Consider the following 22,482-nt stretch of genomic DNA (forward strand, 5'->3'; position numbering starts at 1 on the left):
GTCAGGGGAGCAGCCCGTCGAAGGCGATGGGCAGATGGCGCGGGCCGCGCAGCACCGCGTTCGGCCGGTACGGCGGTGGGTCCGCCACCAGCCGCGGGTTCTCCAACCGCCGGGCCAGCTCGGCCAGCGCGATCTGCGTCTCCAGCCGGGCCAGCGGCGCGCCGAAGCAGCTGTGGATGCCGCTGCCGAAGCCCAGGTGCTGGAGGTCGTCCCGGTCGGGGTCGAAGCGGTCGGGGTTCTTGAAGCGCTCCGGGTCCCGGTTGCCCGCCGCCAGCATCAGCCAGATCCGGGAGCCCTTGGGGATCGTCACCCCGCGCACCTCGATGTCGGTGATGCAGGTGCGCTGCGGCACGAGCTGCACCGGAGGCTCGTAACGCAGCAGCTCCTCCACGATGTTGACCGCCAGCTCCGGGTCCTCCCGCAGCCGCTGGAGGTACTCGGGGTGGCGCAGCAGGGTCAGCATGCCGTTGGTGATCAGGTTGACGGTGGTCTCATGACCGGCGATCAGCAGCAGTACGGCCGTGCTGAGCACCTCCATCATGGTCATCGCACCGTCCGGCCCCTTCCCGGCGGCCAGGTCGGACAGCATGTCGTCGCGCGGGTCCTTGGTGCGCTCCTCCACCAGCCCGGCCAGATACATGCCGAGCTGGGTCCGCGCCTCCTGTGCCGTCCTCACGAACTCGGGGTCCGCGCCCTGCCGGGTCTCCGGGTCGAGGCTCGCCACCAGCGGGTCCACCCAGGACCGGAACCGGGGCTCGTCCTCGCGGGGCACCCCGAGCAGCCGGCAGATCACCGTCACCGGGAAGGGGTAGGCGAACTGGTCCACGAGGTCGACCTCGGTCTCGCCCGCGAACCCGTCGATCAGCGCGGCGACGATTCCGTGCAGCTCGCCCCGCATGTCGTCGATCCGGCGCGGCTCGTGCGGCGGCCCGAACGCGCTGTTGGCGATGCGCCGCAGCCGGTCGTGCTCCGGCGGGTCCAGCCTGATGAACGACGGCGGCAGCCCGGTGTTCTCCGTCTGCGCCAGCTCGTCCGCGCCCGCCGCGGCCAGATTCGCCGCGTCGGAGCTGATCCGGGGATCGTGCAGCAGGCTCTCGATGTCCCAGTACGAGCTGATGACGTACGGGCCGCCCTCCTCCTCGTGCAGCACCGGCGTGCGGCGCAGCTCGGTGTAGAGCGGGTAGGGGTCGGCGCGGTTGGCGAAGTCGGTGATCCGGGCCACCAGCGGGCGTTGCGTCATGACAGGTCCTTGGAGCATCGGGGGCGGCAGCGGTGCCGGACGGCGGTCAGTGGTGGCCGGGGGTGAAGACCAGACGGCGGTCGGCCGGTGAGTAGCCGCTGAGGGTCACGGTCGGGCCGTGGGTCGGCAGGGACGGGTCGGGGAAGTCCGCCGGGACCGGCTGCCGCCCCTCCGGACGCCGGTCCATCGTGGGGTACTCCACCGGGAACGGCGCGCCCTGCTCGATCTGCCGCTGGCAGTACTCCAGCCAGCGCGCGTTGTCGAAGGTCACGGCGGCCACGATCCGGCCCTTGTACCCGTACACGCCGACGAACCGGCGCTCGGCCGTCGACCCCTGGATGATCATCAGCTCGTCGCCCATGGGCGGCACACCCACCGACTTGATGTTCACCCCGAACTGCGAGGACCAGAAGGCGGGCATCCACATGTGCGGGCGCCGGTCGGAGGCGGGACAGATCATGTTGTGCGCGGCCGTCTCCGCCTGCGCGACGGCGTTGCCCCAGTGCTCGAGCGACAGGAACTGGTAGCCGAACAGCGCGTGCGGGGAGCGGGCCACGTCACCGGCGACGAACACGTCGTCGGTGACGATCCCCCGGAAGTCGAACGCCCGGCAGCCCGCGTCGCTGGCGATGCCGCGCGGCCCGGCCCCGAGCCCCGAGCCGCTGAGCCACTCGGTGTTGCGCAGCGACCCCAGCGAGACCACCACGACGTCCGCCTCGGCCACGCTCTCGTCCGACAGGTGCACCGCCCGCACCCTGCCCATCTGGTCGCCCTCCAGCGCGGTCACGGTGACACGGGTGCGCAGGTCGACGCCGTTCTCCAGCTGGAGTTCCGCGGCGACCGCCCCGATCACCCCGCCGAGCGCGCCCACCAGCGGGGCGCCCGCGCGTTCCGCGACGGTGACCTCCAAGCCCATCTCGCGGCAGGCGGAGGCGACCTCCGACCCGGCGAACCCGGCGCCGATCACCACGACCCGTTTCGCCCCGGCCCGCAGCCGGTCGGTGAGGGCAATCGCGTCGTCGCGGGTGCGCAGCACGAAGACGCCGTCCAGCTCGGCCTCCTCCGGCACCGGCCAGGGCCGGGCGCGCACGCCGGTGGCGATCAGCAGCCGGTCGTACTCCACCTCCTCCCCGTCGGCCAGCAGCACCCGCTTGCCCGTCAGGTCCAGCCCGGCCGCCGGGACGCCGAGCCGCCACTCGGCGTCCAGATGCCGGCGCCGGGGCAGCTCGGTGTGCTCCGGCGACGCCTTGCCCAGCAGCACCGACTTGGACAGCGGGGGCCGGTCGTACGGCTCGTACGGTTCGTCGCCGATCAGGGTGAGGGAACCGGTGAAGCCCTCCTCGCGCAGCGTCTCGGCGCCCCGCAGTCCGGCCAGCGAGGCGCCGACGATCACGATCCGGCCCTCGCGGCGGAGCCAGTCCACGTAGTCAGCGGCCATCGCGCGGCTCCCAGGGGGCACCGGAGAGGACCTGCTCACGCTCGACGGGCGCGCCCTCGTGCAGCCCCTCCACCGTGATCGCCTGCACCGGGCAGGCGGCGGCGGCCCGCGCGACGGCGTCGCGCTCCTCGTCGGCGGGGCGCGGGTCGTAGAGGAGCGCCTCCTCGCCGTGCATGGTGAAGACGTCGGGGGCGAGGAACGCGCACTGGGCGTATCCCTGGCACTTGTTGAGATCGACGACGATCCGCATCGACGCTCCGCCCTTTCCGGTGGCCTGGTCCGGTCGTCCCCCGACCGCAAGCATCCGCGCGCCGGGACGCGGGTCGCGCGCCGGGACACGCCGATCGGGTGAGCCGGTCAGGTCAGGGTCACGCGCCGCCGACGCCCGCTGACCAGCAGGATGTGCACGCTCAGCAGCAGCGACCAGGCGGGGAAGACCAGTTCCGCCCAGGGCACGGTGGAGGAGACGAAGAGCAGCAGCAGCGCGGCCACGGCGCCCACCACCGTCAGCCAGCGCGGCAGCACGCCCATCCGCTTGCCGATCACCGACATGGACGACACGAAGACCGCCGCCATCCGCATCGCGTAGTCCGTCATCAGCGTGTACGCGAAATGACGGCCGAAGTCCCAGGTGGCGAGCGACGGGGTGCTGCCGGCGGGGTGCGACACGGCCAGCACCGCCGACGCCGAGGCGGCCGCGCCGAACAGCATCGCGGTGAAGACCAGCCCGCTGCCCAGCAGCACGGTCGCCAGGAACCGGTCCTCCACGTCGCCCACATGCGCGCGCACCGCGCCCAGGAACCACAGGAAGAAGATGCCGGCGAACGGGATCAGCGCCAGCGCCGTCCGCACCGCGTCCCGCCGCGCGGAGTCCGTGAACCCCTCGGCGCCGACCGCGTCGGCCCCCTCCGGGACACCGAGCCGCATCAGCACGATCGTCGCCGCCAGCAGCAGCGCGAACACCACCCCGGCCAGCCCGGCCGCCCGAGGCGTCTCCAACGCCCGCCGACCCGGCCTGTTGCGCTGCATGAGCGGCCCACCTCCATCGAGCGACGGCCCCCGCACCAGCAAGCAGCCGGTACGGGGGCCACGCCACCCGGGCAGGGCCGTACGGCCGAGTCAGAGCCGGGACAGCTCGTCCAGCAGGTCGTCCAGGCCCAGCGAACCCTGGGACAGCGCCGCCATGTGCCACGCCTTCAGGTCGAAGGAGTCACCGTGCCGCTCCCGCGCCCGCTCCCGGCCCAGCAGCCAGGCCCGCTCGCCCAGCTTGTAGCCGATCGCCTGGCCCGGCATCGTCAGATACCGGGTCAGCTCGCTCACCACGAAGTCCGCCGGACGGCTGCTGTGCGCCCGGAAGAACTCCTCCGCCAGCTCCGGCGTCCACCGCTCACCGGGGTGGAACGGCGAGTCCGCCGGGATCTCCAGACCCAGGTGCATACCGATGTCGATGATCACCCGGACCGCGCGCATCATCTGCGCGTCCAGATAGCCGAGCCGCTCCTCCGCGTCGGTCAGACAGCCCAGCTCGTCCATCAGCCGCTCCGCGTACAGCGCCCAGCCCTCGGCGTTGGCGCTGACCATGCCCACCGTGGCCTGGTAGCGGGACAGGTCCTTGGCGACATGCGCCCACTGCGCCAGCTGGAGGTGATGACCGGGCACGCCCTCGTGGTACCAGGTGGAGACCAGGTCGTACACCGGGAACCGGGTCTCGCCCATCGTCGGCAGCCAGGTCCGGCCCGGCCGGGAGAAGTCCTCCGACGGAGAGGTGTAGTACGGGGCCGCCGCGCCGCCCGGCGGGGCGATACGGGACTCCACCCGCCGTACCCGCTCGGCGAGTTCGAAGTGCGTGCCGTCCAGGTCGGCGATGGCCCGGTCCATCAGGCCCTGGAGCCACTCCCGGACCTCGTCCACGCCCTCGATGTGCCGCCCGTGCCCGTCCAGGTGCGCCAGCGCCACCCAGGGCGTCTCCGCGCCCGGCAGCACCTTCTGTGCCTCCTTCTCCATCTCCGCGAGCAGCCGGTGGAACTCCGACCAGCCGTAGGCGTACGCCTCGTCCAGGTCCAGGTCGGTGCCGTTGAAGTAGCGGGCGCTGCGCGCGTACCGCTCGCGGCCCGCTGTCTCCGGGGAGCCCGCGACGGCCGGGGCGTACACGTCCCGCATCCAGTCGCGCAGCGCCGCCACCGACGCGGTCGCCGCACGCGCCGCCTCGTCCAGCTCGCCGCGCAGCGCCTCCGGGCCGGCGGCCGCGAAGTCCTCGAACCAGCCGCGCCCCTCACCGGTGTCCGCCCACTCGGTGAGCTGCTCGGTGAAGGTGGCCGTCGGCCGGGGCGCCGCGTGCAGGCCGCGCTCCAGACCGAGGGCGAGGGAGGCGCGGTAGCCCTCGTAGGCGGCCGGGACCGCGCGCAGCCGCTCGGCGATCGCCGCCCAGTCCTCCTCCGTGTCCGCCGGGGTCACACTGAAGATGTCCCGCACGGAGTGGCCCGGCGTGTGCATGTTGCCGACCGCGCGCAGATGTTCGTCCGCGTCGTGCATGGCCAGTTCGGCGGTCAGCCGCTCCCGCAGCAGGCGTCCGCAGCGGCGCTCGGCGTCACTGTCCGCGCCGGGCTGCCGCTCGGCCTCGTCCAGCCGGGCGAGCGTCGCCCGCGCCAGGTCGGCCAGCGCGTCCCGGCCGGCGGGGGAGTAGTCGGGCATCCGGCTGGAACTCTCCCGCACACCGAGGTAGGTGCCGGTGACCGGGTCGAGTGCGATGAGGTCGTCCACATAGGCGTCGGCGACCTGACGGGGCAGCAAGCTCTTCGTATCGGACATGGCGTCCATCCTGATACCGGGAGTGCGTCCACGTCACCCGTGCACCGGCCATTTCAGCTCTCGGCTTCAGCCCTCGCCGTGGCCCGGCGGCAGCAGCGGCCCGCACTCCCACTGCTGGAAGATCAACCGGGTCTCCACCCGCGCCACTTCGCGCCGGGAGGTGAACTCGTCCAGCACCAGCCGCTGGAGATCGGCCATGTCGGCGACCGCCACATGCACCAGATAGTCGTCCGGGCCGGTCAGATGGAACACCGTCCGCGCCTCCGGCAACGCCCGCACCCGCTCCACGAACGGCCCCACCAACTCCCGCCGGTGCGGCCTGACCTGCACCGACAGCAACGCCTGCAGACCTCGCCCCAGCTTCGCCGGGTCCAGCCGGAGCTGATGGCCGAGGATCACGCCCGACCGGCGCAGCCGGGCCACCCGGTCCAGACAGGTCGACGGCGCCACCCCCACCCGCGCGGCGAGATCGCGGTACGTGGTCCGGGCGTCGTTCTGCAGCAGTCGGAGCAGATGGAGATCCACCGGGTCCAGTACGACGGAGGCGTCCATCGGCCGAACGTAACACGGCATCCACCGCCGTTGACCCGTCCGGTGTTCACCCTTCGGTCATGGAATCAGCGAGCAACGGCGCCGCCGACACCGTACGCAGGGCACTGGCCACCGAGGCTGTGCACGCCGGACGGGAGGATCTGGCCGCGCAGGGCCTGCACACCCCGCCCATCGACCTGTCCACCACCTACCCCTCCCACGACAGCCGGGAAGAGGCCGCCCGCATCGACGCCTTCGCGGCCGAGGGCATCCTCCCCGAGGGACAGCCCGTCTACGCCCGGCTCGGCAACCCGACCGTGGCCCGCTTCGAGACCGGCCTCGCCCGCCTCGAAGGCACCGAGTCCGCCGTCGCGTTCGCCAGCGGCATGGCCGCACTCAGCGCGGTCCTGCTCGCCCGCTCGGCGGCCGGCCTGCGCCATGTCGTCGCGGTCCGGCCGCTGTACGGATGCAGCGACCACCTCCTGACCGCGGGGCTGCTCGGCACCGAGGTCACCTGGACCGACCCGGCCGGGATCGCGGACGCGCTGCGCCCCGACACCGGGCTTGTGCTGGTCGAGTCCCCGGCCAACCCCACCCTCACCGAGGTCGACATCAGGGCCGTCGCCCACTCCTGCGGGACCGTACCGCTGCTCGTGGACAACACCTTCGCCACGCCCGTGCTGCAGCGCCCCACCGAGCACGGCGCGCGGCTGGTGCTGCACAGCGCCACCAAGTACCTCGGCGGACACGGCGATGTGATGGCGGGCGTGGTGGCCTGTGACGAGGAGTTCGCGGGGCAGCTGCGGCAGGTACGGTTCGCCACCGGCGGGGTGCTGCATCCGCTGGCCGGCTATCTGCTGCTGCGCGGGCTGACCACGCTGCCCGTCCGGGTCCGCGCGGCCTCCGCGACCGCCGCCGAACTGGCCCGCAGGCTCACCGACGACCCGCGCGTGGCCCGTGTCCACTATCCACGGCTGGGCGGCGCCATGGTCGCGTTCGAGACGTACGGCGACCCGCACGAGGTGATCGCCCGCGTCCGGCTGATCACCCCGGCGGTCAGCCTGGGCAGCGTCGACACCCTCATCCAGCATCCGGCGTCCATCAGCCACCGCATCGTGGACAGCGCCGACCGGCACGGCTCCGGGGTGAGCGACCGGCTGCTGCGGCTCTCGGTCGGCCTGGAGGACACCGACGACCTGTGGGCGGACCTCTCCGGCGCTCTGGGGGAGCAGGTACGGGTGCCGGTGCCGCTGCACGAGGCCGTCAACTGAGCTGTTCCCGACGGGAGTTCCCATGACGACGGCCCGGCGGCTGGTCACCGCCGGGCCGTCCGCCTCACCGGTCGGTCAGAGCCGGAGCTGTTCGCCGTCGCTCCGCTTCGGGGCGCCGGAGCGGGCCGTTTCCAGACGGGCGGTGATGACGAGGGTGCCCTCCTCGACCTGGTAGTCCAGGGGCAGCCCGAGGCCGCGCATCGCCGCGACCATCCCGGTGTTGGCGGACCGGGTCACCGCGTACACGCTCGCGCAGCCCGCCTCCGTCGCCATCCGCACCAGCCGCTCCAGCAGTTCGGTGCCGACACCGCGCCGCTGCCAGTCGTCCTCGACCAGCAGGGCGACCTCGGTCTCCTCGCCGTCCCACAGCAGATGGCCGAGGCCCACCAGGCGGCCCGAGGCGGTCTGCGCGGCCAGGGTGCGGCCGAAGCGGGGGCTGAGCAGGTGGTTCAGATACCGGTCGGCGTCGCGCACCGGGCCGTGGTAGCGCAGGTCGAGGGTGCGGTCCGAGCAGCGTTCGTGCATCGCCCTGGCCGCGTCCAGGTCCCCGGTGTCGACCCGGCGCACGGTGATGGCGTTGCCCTCGGGCAGCGTCAGCACGTCACGCGAGCGCGGGATGCGCGGGCCGAGGCGGCTGTCCAGCTCCACCAGCGCCCGCGCCCGCGCGAACTCGGTCGGGGTGAACGGCAGATACGGCCGCTCCACGCTCAGCACGCCACCGCCCGGCGCCCGCAGCCGCAGCACGGTGTCCTCCAGCACCCCTTCGGCCGGCACCGGCTCGCCGCCCGTGCCGACGGGCAGCGAACGGATCGTGCATCGGCCCAGCAACTGACGGAGTGCCAGGGGAAGTTCGGCCGCGTCCAGCGCGGTGCGCGTGGCGAGGCCCAGGATGCGGGTGGGGGCGTCCACCAGGTCATGGGCGTCGGCCCGTTCGATCCAGGTCGAGCCGCCGCCCGACTCCGCGATCACGCGGGTCAGTTCGGCGGCCGCCACGGAGTCCGGCGCCCGCAACAGGAACTCGTCCACCGTGCCGTCGGCCAGCGGATGGGTCTGGAGGCTCAGGATGTCGACCCGGTGCGTGGCCAGCGCCGTGCACAGCGCGGCCAGCGAGCCGGGCTCGTCCCGCACGGTCGTCCGCATCCGCCACAGGGTGCCGGGCGAGGACTGCCCGGCCGAGGGCGCGACTGCGCTCGGCCGGGCGCCGGTATCGCCTGCCTCACCGGTGGGCGGGGCATGCACATGGCGCCGTGCCCACCAGGTGTGGAAGCCGGCCGTCGCGGCCAGCGCGAGCGCCGAGATCAGCAGCAGGGCGGGACCGTCGGGGCCGTGCCCGATCAGGTTCGCCACCGCGTCGGCCACCGCGACGGCCGTGAACAGCGCCGCGAGTTCGACGAGGTCGCGCCGCCAGTGGTGCATGGGCCGCCCGTGCCGGGTCCGGGTCGATGGTCGGTTCGTTCGAGAGATGTCCGCAGTCATGCGGCCACTGTGCAGGAATGGTGTTGCGTGATCACGAACGCTCTGTGACCGATGGGTAAAGCGTGGTTGTGCCCGAGTTCGTCGCGCTTTCCACCACCGTGATCGGCCCGGCGGACGGCCCGTCAAAAGCACAGCTCAACAGAGCAGTTGGCGTGCCGCGCTCCGGGGGATGACGCCGGCGCGCGACACGCCTTCGAGGGTACGGGACGTCAGACCCCGGCCGCCCGGCTGCTGCCGTCGAGGATGACGCGGGCGACGAGCGCCGGGTCGTCGTTCATCGGGACGTGCCCGCAGCCGGGCAGCCGGACCAGCCGGGCGTGCGGGATGATCCGCTTGGCCCGCACACCCTGGCGGCGCAGCAGAATCCGGTCGTGGTCGCCCCAGGCCACGGTGACCGGCACACCCGGCAGGGTGTCGGTGAAGTGCACGGTGTTGCCGGTGCGCAGCGTCGCCTCGAACCCGGTGGCCCCGGCCAGTGCCAGCGTCTCGGCGACCACCGCCTCCGGGGCCCGGCGCGCGGGGCGCCGGTAGATGGTGCTGGTCAGCGCGGTACGGCCGACCGCGCTGCGCGACATTCGCTCCACCACGGGCAGCGGCAGCCGCTGGGCGAGCCCCCGCATGGTGAGCAGCACCCCGAAGGCGTAGCGCCGCTCGGCCTCGGTCCAGAACCCGGCCGGGGCCAGCGCGGTGACGGACCGTACGGACTTCTCCCGGCCCAGCTCCAGTGCGAGCAGTCCGCCCAGTGAGTTGCCGGCCACGTGCGGGCGGTCCAGGTCCAGTGCCTCGAACAGCGCGCCCAGTACGGAGTTGGTCGTCGGCAGGTCGTAGGCGAGGCCGTTCGGCAGGCCCGGCGAGGCGCCGAAGCCGGGCAGGTCCACGGCGATCACCTCGCGCTCGGTCGCCAGGATGTCCACCACCGGGTCCCACGCCTGCCGGTGGTGCCCGATGCCGTGCAGCAGCACCAGCGGATCACCCCGCCCCACCCGCTGGTACGAGACGGTCACATCCTTCGTCCCGGCCGGGGCGGGAACCTTGAAGGAGACGGTGGCGGACATACGAAACTCCCCAATCGCACTGCCGGACTGCTGACGGACGCCGTAGACAGCTTGTCAGCAATTACTACCGGCGGGTAGCCCCTGGTGTGTGTCGCGGAACCCGTGTGCCGTCAGGCCGCGAGCGCCGCCGCGGTCAGGCCGGCGAAGGCTTCCGGCGCGTCCAGCATGATGTTGTGCCCGCAGTCCGCGACCGCCACCACCGACACCCCCGCCTGCCGCAGCCCGTCCTCGCCGGGCAGCGGCCCGTCCGCCTCGGGGTGAAGGAAGGTGCGCGGGACACGCGAGCGCACCAGCAGCTCGCGCATGGTGGGCACGGTGCCCCGGGTGAGCTGTACCGCGCTGCGGTACAGGGCCGTACGGTCGGTCAGGCGCATGGTGGTCCACCAGAACGCCCCGGCCCGGTCCCGGACCTCCTCCCACCCGCCGTCCGTGAACTCCGCCTCGGAGTAGGCCGCGATACCGCTACTGCCGAGGGCGCCCTTCGACGGCTCGATCGGGTCGAGGTTGGCGTCGATCAGCACCAGGCGGGAGACCAGCTCCGGGTGCCGGTCCGCCAGCACCACGGCGACGGAACCACCCATGCTGTGCGCGATCACCTCGGCCCCCGTCACCCCGGCCTCGGTCAGCGCGGCGGCCAGCGTGTCGGCGTGCGACTCGAGGCTGTAGTCGAAGTCCTGCGGCCGGTCGCTCAGACCGTGCCCCAGCAGGTCGACCATCAGCGTGCGGTGCCCGGCCAGCAGCGGATGGGCGGCGGCCTCGGCGAAGTAGGCGGCCGCCGTGGCACCGAGACCGTGCAGATAGACCCGGGGCGCGTCGCTGCCCGGCAGCTCCACCCAGCGGATGCGGTCACCCTCGGCGGTGACGGTGGCGTCGCGGATACTCACGGCAGTTCCCCCTGATCGACGGCGTACGAGCGGACGATCCTAAACCTTTTGCCGCCTCGCCCGGAGCCCGCCCCGCCGGGCTCCGGAACGCGCCAGGAAGGACCGAATTCGTCTGGACACCGGAGGGTGCGCCGGGATGGGATGGGAGCCGTGACGACCGAGACCGCGATCGATGTCTTCGAAGAGAACCGGCCGCTCCTGACGGGCGTCGCCTACCGCATGCTGGGCCGCGTCGCGGACGCCGAGGACGTGGTGCAGGACGCCTGGCTGCGCTGGTCCCGCGCCGACCGCACCGAGGTCCGCGAACCCCGCGCCTACCTGGTCCGCGTCACCACCCGGCTGGCCCTGGACCGGCTCCGCCAGGTCAAGTCGCGCGGCGAGGCGTACGTCGGTCCCTGGCTGCCCGAGCCGTACGCCACCGACTTCGGCGACACCGCCCCCGACACCGCCGACCGGGCCCTGCTCGCCGACTCCGTCTCCCTCGCCGTCCTCGTCGTGCTGGAGTCCCTGTCCCCGCTGGAGCGCGCCGTGTTCGTGCTGCGCGAGGCGTTCGGCTATCCGTACGCGGAGATCGCGGAGCTGCTGGACCGGGGCGAGCCGGCCGTACGGCAGCTCGCCGGGCGGGCCCGCGGACACGTCGAGGAGCGACGGCCGCGATACGACGTCGATCCCGCCCAGCGCCGGAAACTGACCGAGCGCTTCCTCGCCGCGGCCACGGACGGTGACCTCGACGGGCTGATGTCCCTGCTCGCGCCCGACGCCCGCCTGGTCGGCGACAGCGGCGGCAAGGCGAAGGCGCCGGTGCGCGTGCTGTTCACCGCCGACAAGGTGGGGCGCTTCCTGGCCGGTATCGCCCGCAAGAACGTCCTGCCCGAGATGTCGCACCGGTTCATCGAGGTCAACGGCGGTGTCGCGGTGCTCGTCCTGTCCGAGGGCAGGCCGGACACCCTCTTCCAGCTCGGCATCACCGACGGCGCGATCAGCGCCGTCTACATCATCCGCAACCCCGACAAGCTGCGCGTACTCGCCGGGAGCTGACCCTGTCGGCGTGCGAACTCCATGTGAACGCTTGGTCACCCGGCCGCCGGGCGAGTGGGCAGGGATGGGACAATTGGTCTTGACCAAGCATCAGGGCCGTCCTATGGTCGCAAAGAACTGCAACAACCTTTAATAAACAAGGGCGCCAAAACCGCCGGAGCACGGCACTTGCGGAGGACAGGGTGGGGACCACGCAACTGGAAACGGTGCCGGAACCGAAGTACTTGCATCTCAAGACCGTACTCAGCGAGGCACTGGACTCCGAGTTCTCGGTCGGGGAGATCCTGCCGAACGAGCGCGATCTCGCCGCCCGGTTCGGCGTCGCCCGCGCCACGCTCCGGCAGGCGCTGGAGCAACTCGAGCTGGAGGGACGGCTGCAGCGCCGCCGGGGCGTCGGTACGACCGTCGCGCCACCGCGCGTCGGCGTCGCCCTCGGCACCGGGCGGCACACCTGGCCCGGTACCGGTGACGACGCCTGGCAGCCCATGGACTGCGAGCGGGCCGTACCGCCCGCCTCGGTCGCGGCGGCCCTGGACACCGGTGCGGAAGAGGTGCACCTCGTACGCCGGTCCCGGATGTCGCAGGGCCGGCGGGTCGCCACCGAGCTGCTGTACATCCCGGCCGCCTCGGTGCCCGACCTCAGCGCGATCGACGCGCCCTCCGGGCCGGCCCGCGCGCGTGCGGTGCTGCGTGAACTCCAGCGCCTCGAACTCGACGGCCAGGAACGGGCGGTGGAGCTCGGCTCGGCCGGTGCCGAGGATGCGAAGGAACTCGACCGGCTGCCCGGCTCGCCCGTCCTCGTCGTCACCACCCGGTTCAAGGCGCGGGGCCGCACCGCCGCGCTCGGCGTGGCGACCTACCGCGCCGACACCTGCCGCCTCACCTTCGGTGACACCCCGGACGTCGAGATACACCACGACCCCGAACGGCGCGCCTCCTGACCGCACCGCACACACCGCCGCGCCCCGGAATCCCACCGGGGCGCGCGGCGTTGCGGCGTCACGCCCCGACGGCGCTTTCGACCGCGAACAGCTGCCGCTCCACATGGTCCAGCGCCAGCCGCAGCGCGCCCGTGGCCACCACCGCCTCGCCCAGCAGGGACAGCGTCACGGCGGGGGGCCGCAGGCAGTAGCGGGCCAGCTCGCGGCGGAGCGGATCGAGGACCCCGTCCAGGCCGGCCGCCCAGCCGCCGATCACCACCAGCTCCGGATCGAGCGCGAGGACCAGCGCGGCCACGTCGTGCACCAGCCGCTGGATGAACCGTTCCACCGCCGCCCGTGCCGAGCCGTCGCCCTCCCGGGCCAGCGCGAAGACGTGTGTGACCGCCTGCTCGTCCAGCGGCGGCAGCGGTTCGTCCGTGGTGGACAGCAGCGTCTCCGGGGTCGCCTCCCGGCCCAGCAGATGCAGCGCGCCGATCTCCCCGGCCGCCCCGCCGTACCCCCGGTGCAGCCGGCCGCCGATCAGCGAGCCCGCGCCCGGACTCAGCCCGGCCAGCACGAACACCACGTCGCCGGTGTCCTTCGCGGCGCCCTGCCAGTGCTCGGCCACGGCGGCCACGTTGGCGTCGTTCTCCACCAGCACCGGGCACCGGAAGGAGCGGCTGAGCCGTTCGCCCAGCCTCAGGCCGGTCCACTGGGGCAGCGCGGTGCCCAGGCGAACCGTTCCGTCGGCCTCCACGATGCCCGGCGTGCCCACGCCCACGGCGCGCAGCGAGTTCCGCGCGACCCCGGTCCGCCGCAGCAGCTCGGCGACCGTCGCGCGCAGCCGCTCCAGCCGCTCGTCGGCCGGCGCCTTCTCGTCGACCTCCCTGGTCTGCGTGCCCAGCACCCGGCCGTCCAGGTCGGAGACGACCGCGACCACCCGGTGCGCGCCGATCTCCAGCCCCAGCAGATGCCCCGCCTCGGCCCGGAACCGGAACCGGCGCGCGGGCCGCCCCTGACGGCGCGCGGTGCCCGCCTCGGCCGCCCGCTCCACCACAAGCCCCGCCTCGGCCAGACCCTCCACGACACCCTCGACGGTGGGCCGGGACAGCCCGGTGGCCCGGGTGATCTCCGTGAGCGTCGCGCAGTCGGTGTCGCGCAGCGCGCGCAGCACCACCGCGGAATTGATCCTCCGCAGCAGCGAGGGATCACCACCGGTCAACTGCCCCACGGTCCGTCCTCCCAGCTCGCGGGCGTGTGGGGCGGATGGTACTCGGCCCGGTCCGCCCCGGCGAGGGCCGGGCCGCCACGGGACACTCAGCCGGGCGCGACGAACCCCGACTCATAGGCGGCGATCACCGCCTGAGTACGGTCCCGCGCACCCAACTTCGCCAGTACGGCGCTCACATGGGACTTCACCGTCTCCGCCCCGACCACCAGCCGGGCGGCGATCTCCGCGTTGGTCAGCCCGCTCGCCATCAGCCGCAGCACCTCCGCCTCCCGCTCCGTCAGCCGGGCTCCCGCCAGCGGCTCGGCGGGGGCCCGGCCGGGGCCGTACCGAGCGGCCAACTGCCTTACCGACGCGGGGAACAGCAGCGAGTCGCCCGCCGCGACCAGCCGCACCGCGTGCACGATCTCCTCCGGGCGGGACCGCTTCAGCAGGAACCCGTCCGCGCCCGCGCGCAGCGCCTCGTACACGTACTCGTCGTCCTCGAAGGTGGTGATCACCAGGATCTTGGGCGGATCGGGCACCGTGCGCAGTACCGCGCGGGTCGCCTCGATGCCGTCCAGCAGCGGCATCCGGACGTCCATCGCGACCACGTCCGGGCGCAGGGCGCGCACCAACGGGATCACGGCGGCCCCGTCGGCCGCCTCGCCGACCACCTCGATGTCGCTCTGCGCGCCGAGCACGGCCCGCAGGCCGGTGCGGACCAGGGGTTCGTCGTCGACGAGGAGTACGGTGACCGGCATCCGGCCAGCGTAGGGCCTGTCTTCCGGATCTGGCCGGCTCGGGCCGAGGGCGCCCTTCTGGCCGACCCCGGCGAGATCCGGAAGGCAGGCCCTGGATCAGCCCAAGGGAAGCTCGGCACGCACGATCCAGTCGCCCGCCTCCGGTCCCGTACGGGCGCTGCCGCCGAGCAGCGCGGCCCGCTCCCGAATCCCGCGCAGCCCGCTGCCGCCCCGGGCGGCGGAGAGGCTTGCCGTGAGCGGATTGCTTATCTCTAGGGCGAGTTCCCGCCCGCCGACGGTCACTCGTACCCGCACCGGGACGGTGCCCGCGTGCCGCAGGACGTTCGTCAGCGCCTCCTGGAGGATGCGGTAGCCCTCGCGGGACACCGGCCCCGGCAGCGACTCCACCGCGCCCGTCACCTCGAAGTCCACCTTCGCACCCGAGGCCCGCGCCGACTCCAGCAGGCGGCCCGCGTCCGCCAGCGTCGGCCGGGCGCTCACCGGCCGTTCCGCCTCGCGCAGCACCCCGAGTACCCGCTCCAGATCCTCCAGCGCGGCCCGGCCCGTCTCCTCGATGGCGGCCAGCGCCCGCCCGGTGAACTCCGGGTCGCCGGCCGCCCGCGCGGCACCCGCCTGCACCACGGCCACGGTCAGCGCGTGCCCGATCGAGTCGTGCAACTCCCTCGCGATCCGCGTCCGTTCGAGCAACTGCTCGGTCCGCTCCTCCAGCGCGGCCAGCCGCTCGGCCGCCGACGGCCCGAGCAGCCACCGCGCACACCGGGTGATCAGCGCCCCGAACCCGAGCACGGCGCCGTACAGCGCGAGGAGCGGGAGCGGGGACAGCAGGGCGTACGCCCGGTGTGGCGCGAGGCCGTCCAGGAAGGGGACGCCGGAAGGCGGTAGCCCCCAGGCGCACTTCGCCAGCTCGAAGGTGAGGATCGGCAACCACACCGTGGCGAACATGGCCGCCGCGCCGAGCAGCATCCGCAGCTCCAGCCAGAGCAGCGTGCGCCCCCGGTCCCGCCAACTCGCCGCCGGAGCCTCGGAGATGCCGGGCTCCGCCTCGCCGGGCGTCAGCAGCAGCCGCGCCTGCACGCCCTCGCCCCGCCGCACGGCCGCGATCAGCCCGACCGGGACGAGGATCAGCGCGGGCGCCCACGGTGTCCTCGGGTCGATGAACATCCAGAACGCGACGCTCAGCATGGGCACCCACAGATGCAGCAGGCGCGTGTACGTCGTCCCGCGCAGCAGCGGGCGCAGGAAGCGGACCATGCCGTCATCGTCCCAGCCGGCCACCGCCCCCGGCCTCCCCCGCACGGGGGAGCGGGTCCCCGCCCACGGGGGAGGCGCGCGGCCGCCCGCCCGGCGAGGCTCGTGCCATGACCAACATCGAACTCCGCGACCTCACCAAGGAGTACGGCGGCAGACGAGCCGTCGACCGTCTGACCCTCACCGTCCGCCCCGGCCGGGTGACCGGCTTCCTCGGCCCCAACGGCGCGGGCAAGTCCACCACCATGCGCCTCGTCCTCGGCCTCGACCGCCCCACCTCCGGCACCGCCACCCTCGACGGCCACCCCTACGCCGGACTCCGTGACCCGCTGCGCCGGGTGGGCGCCCTGCTGGACGCTCACGCCGCGCACGGCTCCCGCACCGCCCACGACCATCTGCTGGGCCTCGCCGTGAGCAACCGCCTCCCCGCCGCCCGCGTCGGCGAGGTACTGGAGCGGACCGGCCTCGCCTCCGTGGCCCGGCGCCGGGTGCGCACCTTCTCCCTCGGCATGCGCCAGCGGCTCGGCATCGCCGCCGCGCTGCTCGGTGACCCCGAGGTGATCCTGCTCGACGAACCCGCCAACGGCCTCGACCCCGAGGGCATCGTCTGGGTCCGCACCCTGCTGCGCGGGCTCGCCGCAGAAGGCCGTACGGTCCTGGTGTCCAGCCATCTGATGGGCGAGACCGCCGCGTTCGCGGACCACCTCATCGTCCTCGGCCGGGGCCGCCTGCTGGCCGACACCCCGGTACGGGACTTCATCGACGCCCGCGTGCGCCCTCGGGTCCGGGTCCGCACCGCCGACGCCGACGCGCTCGGCGCGCTCCTCGCCCGGCACGGGCACGAGGGCGAGCGGGAGGCGGACGGCACATGGACCGTACGGGACGTGCGCCCGGACGACCTCGGGCGTCTGCTGGCCGAGGCGGGACTGCCCGTGCTCGAACTGGCCGTGCGGGAAGCGAGCCTGGAAGAGGCGTATCTCGATCTGACGGCCGGCGAGGCCGAGTTCACCGCACAGCCGCAGGAGGTCTGACCATGCCGTTCGTCCCCGTACTGCACGCCGAGTGGATCAAGATCCGTACGCTGCGGTCGCTGCTCGGCGCCCTGACCGCGATCCTCCTCGTCACCGTGGCTTTCTCGGCGGTCACCGCCGCCCAGCCGGACCGCTCCGACCCGCTGTACTCGGTGTTCTTCGGCGTCAGCCTCGGTCAGGTCGCGGCCGTGGCCTTCGGCGCGCTGGCGGTGTCCGGTGAGTACCGGGGCGGTGCGCTGCGGCTGACGCTCGCGGCGGTGCCGGACCGGACGCGCTGGTTCGCCGCGAAGGCGGCCGCCGTCGCGCTGCCGGTGCTCGCCGTGGGTCTGCTCACCGGACTGCTGACGCTCGCCGTGGGCAGGGCGGTGCTGGGGGAGTCGGGGCCCACCTGGGCCGAAGGGTTGCGCGGGGCCGTCGGCTGCGCGCTGTACCTGACGCTGATGGCCCTCTTCGCCGCCGGACTCGCGGCCGTGCTGCGCAGCGGTGCCGGCACGCTGGGGCTGCTGATCCCGTTCCTGCTGATCGTGTCCTTCGTCGTCGGAGACCTGGCCTCCGGCGCCGCCGACTTCCTGCCCGACCGGGCGGGCCAACTCGCCCTGCACAGCACCTCCGAGGGCCCGCTCGGCCCCTGGACCGGGCTCGCCGTGACCGCGCTGTGGACGGCGGCGGCACTGGGCGCGGGCGCGTGGGGCGTGCGGCGGCGGGACGCCTGACGCGCCGCCAATTGTCAGTGGCGGCGGCTTTACTGGAACACATGGACGTCGTCGCACGGCATCTGGCCGCCATCGACCGGCTCCGCGCGCGGGACCTCCCGGCGGGCGGGGCCGGGCACCACACCGTGGAACTGGAGACCGGTCACGGGCTGAGATCGGGCGACGCCCGGACGGTGGACGACCTCCACGCCCTCCGCCGGGCGATAGCCCAGCGGCTGGCCGCCCGCTGGGGCGAGACACCGCCCTGGGGTCAGCTCACCCTCCGGCTCAGGCTCGCACGCGGCGAGTCCATACCCGAGCCCTGGGCCACCCTCTGCCTGCGCACCGACGAACTCGACCTGTGGCAGACGGGGGACAGGTGGCTGGCCGTGGGAGTGGCCGACCGGGACGAGGGGGACGAGATGCAGCTCCTCGCCACGGTCACCCGTACAGCGCCGTCCTAGGGGCCGCCTCGCGCAACCGCCCGAACTCCTCCGCCATGCTCGCCACCGTCCAGTGGGCGTTCAGGCCGCTCGGGTTGGGCAGCACCCACACCCGCGTCTCCCCGAACGTCCGCTCCTGCGGGCCCACTTGGGCCTTCCGGTCACCGAAGGCCGCCCGGTACGCGGTCACCCCGACCACGGCCAGCCAACGGGGCGCGTACCGCTCCACCTTGGCGGCCAGCAGCCGCCCGCCCTCGACGTACTCCTCGGGCGACAGCTCGTCCGCGCGGGCCGACGCCCGTGCCACCACGTTGGTGATGCCGAGGCCGTAGGAGAGCAGCTCGCGCTCCTCGGCGGGCTTCAGTTGGCGCGGGGTGAAGCCGGAGCGGTGCAGCACCGGCCAGAAGCGGTTGCCGGGGCGGGCGAAGTGGTGGCCGGTGGCCGCCGACATCAGGCCCGGATTGATGCCGCAGAACAGAACATGGAGACCGTCCGCGAGCACGTCGGAGACGAGACGGTCGCGGGCGGCCTCCAGTTCCGCCTGGGTGAAGGAGGTCAGAGGATCGCTCCGGGGGTGTAACCGGCCGCCTCCGGGCGCTGCTTGGCGATCTCCTCGATACGGCCCACCACCACGCCGACCTGGTCGGCGGCGGCGCCCGTGAAGGACAGCTTGTCCGCCATCAGCGCGGCCAGCTGCTCACGGTCCAGCGGGAGCCGGTCGTCGGCGGCGAGCTTGTCCAGCAGGTCGTTGCGCTCGGCGCCCTGCTCCCGCATGGCGAGCGCGGTGGCCACCGCGTTCTCCTTGATCGCCTCGTGCGCGACCTCGCGGCCCACACCCGCGCGCACCGCGCCCATCAGCACCTTGGTGGTGGCGAGGAACGGCAGATAGCGGTCCAGCTCGCGGGCGACGACGGCCGGGAAGGCGCCGAACTCGTCGAGCACGGTCAGGAACGTCTCCAGCAGGCCGTCCAGCGCGAAGAACGCGTCCGGCAGCGCGACCCGGCGCACCACCGAGCAGGACACGTCGCCCTCGTTCCACTGGTCGCCCGCCAGCTCGCCGGTCATCGAGGCGTAGCCGCGCAGGATCACCATCAGGCCGTTGACGCGCTCGCAGGAGCGGGTGTTCATCTTGTGCGGCATCGCGGACGAGCCGACCTGGCCGGGCTTGAAGCCCTCGGTGACCAGCTCGTGCCCGGCCATCAGCCGGACCGTCTTGGCCAGCGAGGACGGCGCCGCCGCCAGCTGCACCAGCGCGGTGACGACCTCGTAGTCCAGCGAGCGCGGGTAGACCTGGCCGACCGAGGTGAACGCCTGGCCGAAGCCCAGGTGGTGCGCGATGCGCTGCTCCAGCTCGGCCAGCTTGGCGGCGTCCCCGCCCAGCAGGTCCAGCATGTCCTGCGCGGTGCCGACCGGGCCCTTGATGCCGCGCAGCGGGTAGCGGCCCAGCAGCTCGTCCACCCGGCCGTACGCCACCAGCAGCTCGTCGGCGGCGGTGGCGAAGCGCTTGCCCAGGGTGGTGGCCTGCGCGGCCACGTTGTGCGAGCGCCCGGCCATGACCAGCTCGGCGTACTCGCCGGCCAGCCTGCCGAGGCGGGTCAGAACGGCCACCGTGCGGTCGCGGACCAGCTCCAGGGAGAGCCGGATCTGGAGCTGCTCCACGTTCTCGGTCAGGTCGCGCGAGGTCATGCCCTTGTGGACGTGCTCGTGCCCGGCGAGGTCGTTGAACTCCTCGATCCGCGCCTTCACATCGTGCCGGGTGACCTTCTCGCGCTCGGCGATGGAGGCCAGGTCCACGGTGTCCAGGACACGCTCGTAGTCGGCGATCGCCTCGTCCGGCACCTCGATGCCCAGGTCCTTCTGGGCCCGCAGCACGGCGAGCCAGAGCTGCCGCTCCAGCCTCACCTTCTGCTCGGGCGACCAGAGCGTGGCGAGCTCGGTCGAGGCGTACCGTCCGGCGAGGACGTTGGGGATGCGGGGCTTGGCGGGCGCTGAAGTCACGTGTACGAAGCTTACCGTCCGTCCATACAGGCTCATAACCGCCTACGTGATGTAGGAACCTACGGGAACGTGCGGCTTCCATCGTCATGGCGGCCATTCACCATGATGGCGACGGGGCGGCGGGTGGTCGCTGTCGATGATCTCCGCGTCGGTGACCTGCACAGGGGGACCGAGGGGGACCGTCTTGGCACCTGACTGGGCGACATATGTGGCGATGCGCCAGGTTGCGGAACCCGCGGGCTGTCGGTTGCCTCGTGGGTAGAGCGCGAAAGATGCGCCGCGCCGGGTAGGCCGGACACCGTTCCGTTGGAGGATTCGCATGCGTTACAGACACATAGGTGCAGGTATCGGCCTGGCTCTCGGTGCCCTCGGACTACAGATCCCGGTCGCTGCCGCCGGCGAGGACTCGGATGTCCGTATCGACCCGTGGAACGCCGCCCCGGGCTCCACGGTCACGGTCAGTACGAGCGCCTGCGACCCCGACGCGGACTACGGCAAGGGCCGGTCGGAGATGGGCGGGGATTTCCACCTCTTCGAAGGTGACGAGGAGGGGGAGCTCACCGGTGAGTTCCAGATCCCGGAAGGAGCCAGGGCGGGCAGTGACACCGTCACCCTGAAGTGTCCGCCGCTGACCAAGGTCACGGAGACGTACCAGGTCACCGGTCACTCTCCGAAGGGCTCGGTCAACGCCGGATTCGGGCCGGCCGAGGACACCGGCGTGGGGCTCGCCCTGGGCGGCGGGCTGCTGGCCACGGCCGCCGCCGGAGGGCTGGTGCTGATGCGCCGCCGCCCGGACGACATCCGAGCCTGATCGTCGAGCCTGGCGATGGCACCCGGACTCGGGCTGGGACTCGGACGCCGTATCAGGGCTTCCCGTGATCCGTACCTCTGCGCACGGCTCGGTCTGGCCTGCGCCATGGCGGCGGGTGCGGTGCTGCTGATCTCCGGCGTGAGCGACGAGGGCCCGTCCCAGCGCCGGCCGCCGCAGGCGGGCTCGACCGCTGTGGACTCCGGCCGCCTCCCGGGGGCCTCTGCGGACCCCGCCCGCCTTGCGGTCTCCGCGCTGCCTCCCGCGGAGCCGGTCCGGCTGCGGATCGGTGCCATCGGCGTGAACGCGCCGATGGCACGAGTGGGCCTCGACGCGGCCGGGGCACTGCGGACCCCGGCCGCGTCAAGCCCCGGCGTCGCCGGCTGGTACGGCGACGGCACGGCTCCCGGCTCGGCGGGAACTGCCATCGCCACCGGGCATGTGGACACCCCCACCGGCGGTCCCGGCGTCTTCTACGACCTCGGCGACCTGACCGAGGGCGCGACCATCGAGATCAGCCGGGCGGACCGGCGGACAGCGGTGTTCACCGTCCGCGCCGTCGAGCTCCACGACCGGAAGAAGTTCCCCAGCGAGAAGGTCTACGGCAGTACCGGCCGGCCCGAACTCCGGTTGATCACCTGCGGCGGCCGCTACGTCAAGGGCACCGGCTATCAGAGCAACGTCGTGGTCTACGCGACGCTGACCGCGGTGACGTAGGCCGAGCGGCGCTACTCGTGTGTACGGGGCGCGTTCCGGATCTCGGCCGGGTTCCGCGGACCGCCGGGTGCCTCAGGCGGCCGGCCCCTCGTACGGCAGCAGCTCGGGACGCTTCGCCGGGAGGCCGTCGCCGGAGGAGCGGCCGGTGAGGCGGCGGGCTATCCACGGCAGCAGGTACTGGCGGGTGAAGCGGACGTCCTCGACCCGGCGGGCCCGCCAGCCCGGCGGCGGGGTCGCGGCCAGGGGAGTGCGCCACTCCGCGTCCTCGGCGTCGTGGCCGAGCGACTGCCAGACCGCCTCCGCCACCCGGCGGTGCCCCTCGTGCGTGAGGTGCAGCCGGTCCACGTCCCACAGGCGCGGGTCGGCCAGCGACGGCGCGCCGTACAGGTCGACCACCACCGCGTCGTGCTTGGCGGCCAGCTCGTCGACGCAGGTGAACAGCTCCTCCATGCGCGGCCGGAACCGGTCCAGCACCGGGCCCTGGCGGCCGGGGCTGCGCATCAGCACCAGCCGCTCGCAGTTCGGCGCCAGCCGCTCCACGGCCTCGGTCAGCAGGTCCCGTACCCGGACCATGTCGCACTTGGGCCGCAGGGTGTCGTTGAGCCCGCCGACCAGCGTGATCACGTCGGGCCGCATCGCGGCCGCCAGGCCGACCTGCTCGTCGACGATCTGCTGGATCAGCTTCCCGCGCACCGCCAGGTTGGCGTACCGGAAACCGGGGACGCGGGCGGCCATCCGGGCCGCGAGGAGGTCCGCCCAGCCTCGGTAGGAGCCGTCGGGCAGCAGGTCCGACATGCCCTCGGTGAAGGAGTCGCCCACGGCGACGAGGCTGGTGTACGCGGGAGGTGTGAAATTCGTCTGCATGGCGACAGAGATGGTATCCCGGCGCCATACCCACCGGTCGGTGCCCCCG

At 73.2% G+C, this 22,482-nt stretch carries 23 protein-coding genes; 8 read left to right on the forward strand and 15 right to left on the reverse strand.

Annotated elements, in window-relative coordinates:
• Position 1 precedes the first annotated feature (1 nt).
• The 6 genes from ACIGA3_RS13455 to ACIGA3_RS13480 form a co-directional block, all read right to left on the reverse strand.
• Entirely contained in the window at positions 2-1,240 is a 1,239-nt protein-coding gene (locus ACIGA3_RS13455) for a cytochrome P450 (protein ID WP_399714205.1), read from the reverse strand.
• 46 nt (positions 1,241-1,286) lie between these two features.
• Positions 1,287-2,678 carry an NAD(P)/FAD-dependent oxidoreductase gene (locus ACIGA3_RS13460; RefSeq protein ID WP_399714208.1) on the reverse strand — a complete coding sequence of 464 codons (1,392 nt, stop codon included), beginning with the start codon at positions 2,676-2,678 and terminating at the stop codon, positions 1,287-1,289.
• Complete coding sequence (locus ACIGA3_RS13465; RefSeq protein WP_399714211.1) at positions 2,668-2,928, reverse strand: ferredoxin; 261 nt, start codon at positions 2,926-2,928, stop codon at positions 2,668-2,670. Before ACIGA3_RS13465 ends, ACIGA3_RS13460 begins: the two co-directional genes overlap by 11 nt.
• Before the next feature lie 107 nt (positions 2,929-3,035).
• Positions 3,036-3,707 carry a hypothetical protein gene (locus ACIGA3_RS13470; RefSeq protein WP_399714213.1) on the reverse strand — a complete coding sequence of 224 codons (672 nt, stop codon included), beginning with the start codon at positions 3,705-3,707 and terminating at the stop codon, positions 3,036-3,038.
• A gap of 90 nt (positions 3,708-3,797) precedes the next feature.
• Positions 3,798-5,486 carry a DUF885 domain-containing protein gene (locus tag ACIGA3_RS13475; protein ID WP_399714216.1) on the reverse strand — a complete coding sequence of 563 codons (1,689 nt, stop codon included), beginning with the start codon at positions 5,484-5,486 and terminating at the stop codon, positions 3,798-3,800.
• 66 nt (positions 5,487-5,552) lie between these two features.
• Positions 5,553-6,038, reverse strand: coding sequence for an Lrp/AsnC family transcriptional regulator (locus ACIGA3_RS13480; protein ID WP_399714219.1), 486 nt, complete (start codon positions 6,036-6,038; stop codon positions 5,553-5,555).
• A gap of 59 nt (positions 6,039-6,097) precedes the next feature.
• Here ACIGA3_RS13480 and ACIGA3_RS13485 point away from each other — a divergent pair, with 59 nt between their 5' ends.
• On the forward strand, positions 6,098-7,288 hold the full coding sequence (locus ACIGA3_RS13485) for a trans-sulfuration enzyme family protein (RefSeq protein ID WP_399714221.1): 1,191 nt from the start codon (positions 6,098-6,100) through the stop codon (positions 7,286-7,288).
• 75 nt (positions 7,289-7,363) lie between these two features.
• On the opposite strand, the gene ACIGA3_RS13490 is transcribed toward ACIGA3_RS13485, so the two are convergent.
• The 3 genes from ACIGA3_RS13490 to ACIGA3_RS13500 all read right to left on the reverse strand — a co-directional run bounded on the left by ACIGA3_RS13490 (position 7,364) and on the right by ACIGA3_RS13500 (position 10,697).
• Entirely contained in the window at positions 7,364-8,704 is a 1,341-nt protein-coding gene (locus ACIGA3_RS13490) for a GNAT family N-acetyltransferase (protein ID WP_399714224.1), read from the reverse strand.
• 269 nt (positions 8,705-8,973) lie between these two features.
• Positions 8,974-9,819 carry an alpha/beta fold hydrolase gene (locus ACIGA3_RS13495; RefSeq protein ID WP_399714226.1) on the reverse strand — a complete coding sequence of 282 codons (846 nt, stop codon included), beginning with the start codon at positions 9,817-9,819 and terminating at the stop codon, positions 8,974-8,976.
• 110 nt (positions 9,820-9,929) lie between these two features.
• Positions 9,930-10,697, reverse strand: coding sequence for an alpha/beta fold hydrolase (locus tag ACIGA3_RS13500; RefSeq protein ID WP_399715369.1), 768 nt, complete (start codon positions 10,695-10,697; stop codon positions 9,930-9,932).
• A gap of 156 nt (positions 10,698-10,853) precedes the next feature.
• Between ACIGA3_RS13500 and ACIGA3_RS13505 the strand changes: the two genes are divergently transcribed.
• Together ACIGA3_RS13505 and ACIGA3_RS13510 are read left to right on the forward strand one after the other, a co-directional pair.
• Positions 10,854-11,741, forward strand: a complete 888-nt coding sequence (locus tag ACIGA3_RS13505) for an RNA polymerase sigma-70 factor (protein WP_399714229.1) — start codon at positions 10,854-10,856, stop codon at positions 11,739-11,741.
• A 182-nt stretch (positions 11,742-11,923) separates the two neighbouring features.
• Complete coding sequence (locus tag ACIGA3_RS13510) at positions 11,924-12,682, forward strand: GntR family transcriptional regulator (protein WP_399714232.1); 759 nt, start codon at positions 11,924-11,926, stop codon at positions 12,680-12,682.
• A 58-nt stretch (positions 12,683-12,740) separates the two neighbouring features.
• Here the strand turns inward: ACIGA3_RS13510 and ACIGA3_RS13515 are convergent, their stop codons facing one another.
• The 3 genes from ACIGA3_RS13515 to ACIGA3_RS13525 all read right to left on the reverse strand — a co-directional run bounded on the left by ACIGA3_RS13515 (position 12,741) and on the right by ACIGA3_RS13525 (position 15,883).
• Entirely contained in the window at positions 12,741-13,892 is a 1,152-nt protein-coding gene (locus tag ACIGA3_RS13515; RefSeq protein WP_399714235.1) for an ROK family protein, read from the reverse strand.
• Between the two features lie 86 nt (positions 13,893-13,978).
• Positions 13,979-14,632, reverse strand: a complete 654-nt coding sequence (locus ACIGA3_RS13520) for a response regulator (protein WP_399714238.1) — start codon at positions 14,630-14,632, stop codon at positions 13,979-13,981.
• Between the two features lie 96 nt (positions 14,633-14,728).
• Entirely contained in the window at positions 14,729-15,883 is a 1,155-nt protein-coding gene (locus tag ACIGA3_RS13525; protein ID WP_399715371.1) for a sensor histidine kinase, read from the reverse strand.
• 107 nt (positions 15,884-15,990) lie between these two features.
• On the opposite strand from ACIGA3_RS13525, the gene ACIGA3_RS13530 reads away from it, so the two are divergent.
• From ACIGA3_RS13530 to ACIGA3_RS13540, 3 genes are read left to right on the forward strand one after another with little or no spacing between them, the layout of a single operon-like run.
• Positions 15,991-16,911 carry an ATP-binding cassette domain-containing protein gene (locus tag ACIGA3_RS13530; RefSeq protein WP_399714240.1) on the forward strand — a complete coding sequence of 307 codons (921 nt, stop codon included), beginning with the start codon at positions 15,991-15,993 and terminating at the stop codon, positions 16,909-16,911.
• A gap of 2 nt (positions 16,912-16,913) precedes the next feature.
• Positions 16,914-17,624, forward strand: coding sequence for an ABC transporter permease (locus tag ACIGA3_RS13535; protein WP_399714242.1), 711 nt, complete (start codon positions 16,914-16,916; stop codon positions 17,622-17,624).
• Positions 17,625-17,665: 41 nt separating this feature from the next.
• Positions 17,666-18,067, forward strand: coding sequence for a hypothetical protein (locus ACIGA3_RS13540; RefSeq protein ID WP_399714244.1), 402 nt, complete (start codon positions 17,666-17,668; stop codon positions 18,065-18,067).
• Here the strand turns inward: ACIGA3_RS13540 and mug are convergent.
• The gene (mug, locus tag ACIGA3_RS13545) at positions 18,045-18,605 is read right to left on the reverse strand and encodes a G/U mismatch-specific DNA glycosylase (RefSeq protein WP_399715375.1); all 561 of its coding nucleotides are present in this window, start codon (positions 18,603-18,605) and stop codon (positions 18,045-18,047) included. The genes ACIGA3_RS13540 and mug overlap by 23 nt on opposite strands.
• Positions 18,602-20,044, reverse strand: coding sequence for an adenylosuccinate lyase (gene purB / locus ACIGA3_RS13550; protein ID WP_399714247.1), 1,443 nt, complete (start codon positions 20,042-20,044; stop codon positions 18,602-18,604). Before purB ends, mug begins: the two co-directional genes overlap by 4 nt.
• Before the next feature lie 319 nt (positions 20,045-20,363).
• Between purB and ACIGA3_RS13555 the strand changes: the two genes are divergently transcribed.
• Entirely contained in the window at positions 20,364-20,855 is a 492-nt protein-coding gene (locus ACIGA3_RS13555; RefSeq protein ID WP_399714248.1) for a sortase, read from the forward strand.
• 15 nt (positions 20,856-20,870) lie between these two features.
• Complete coding sequence (locus ACIGA3_RS13560) at positions 20,871-21,569, forward strand: class F sortase (protein WP_399714250.1); 699 nt, start codon at positions 20,871-20,873, stop codon at positions 21,567-21,569.
• Between the two features lie 72 nt (positions 21,570-21,641).
• Here the strand turns inward: ACIGA3_RS13560 and ACIGA3_RS13565 are convergent, their stop codons facing one another.
• Positions 21,642-22,433 (reverse strand): SGNH/GDSL hydrolase family protein, encoded by a 792-nt coding sequence (locus tag ACIGA3_RS13565; protein WP_399714253.1) that lies wholly within the window; start codon positions 22,431-22,433, stop codon positions 21,642-21,644.
• Positions 22,434-22,482 lie beyond the last annotated feature (49 nt).

Source organism: Streptomyces sp. NPDC085596 (assembly GCF_044541565.1).
Classification (GTDB): Bacteria; Actinomycetota; Actinomycetes; order Streptomycetales; family Streptomycetaceae; genus Streptomyces.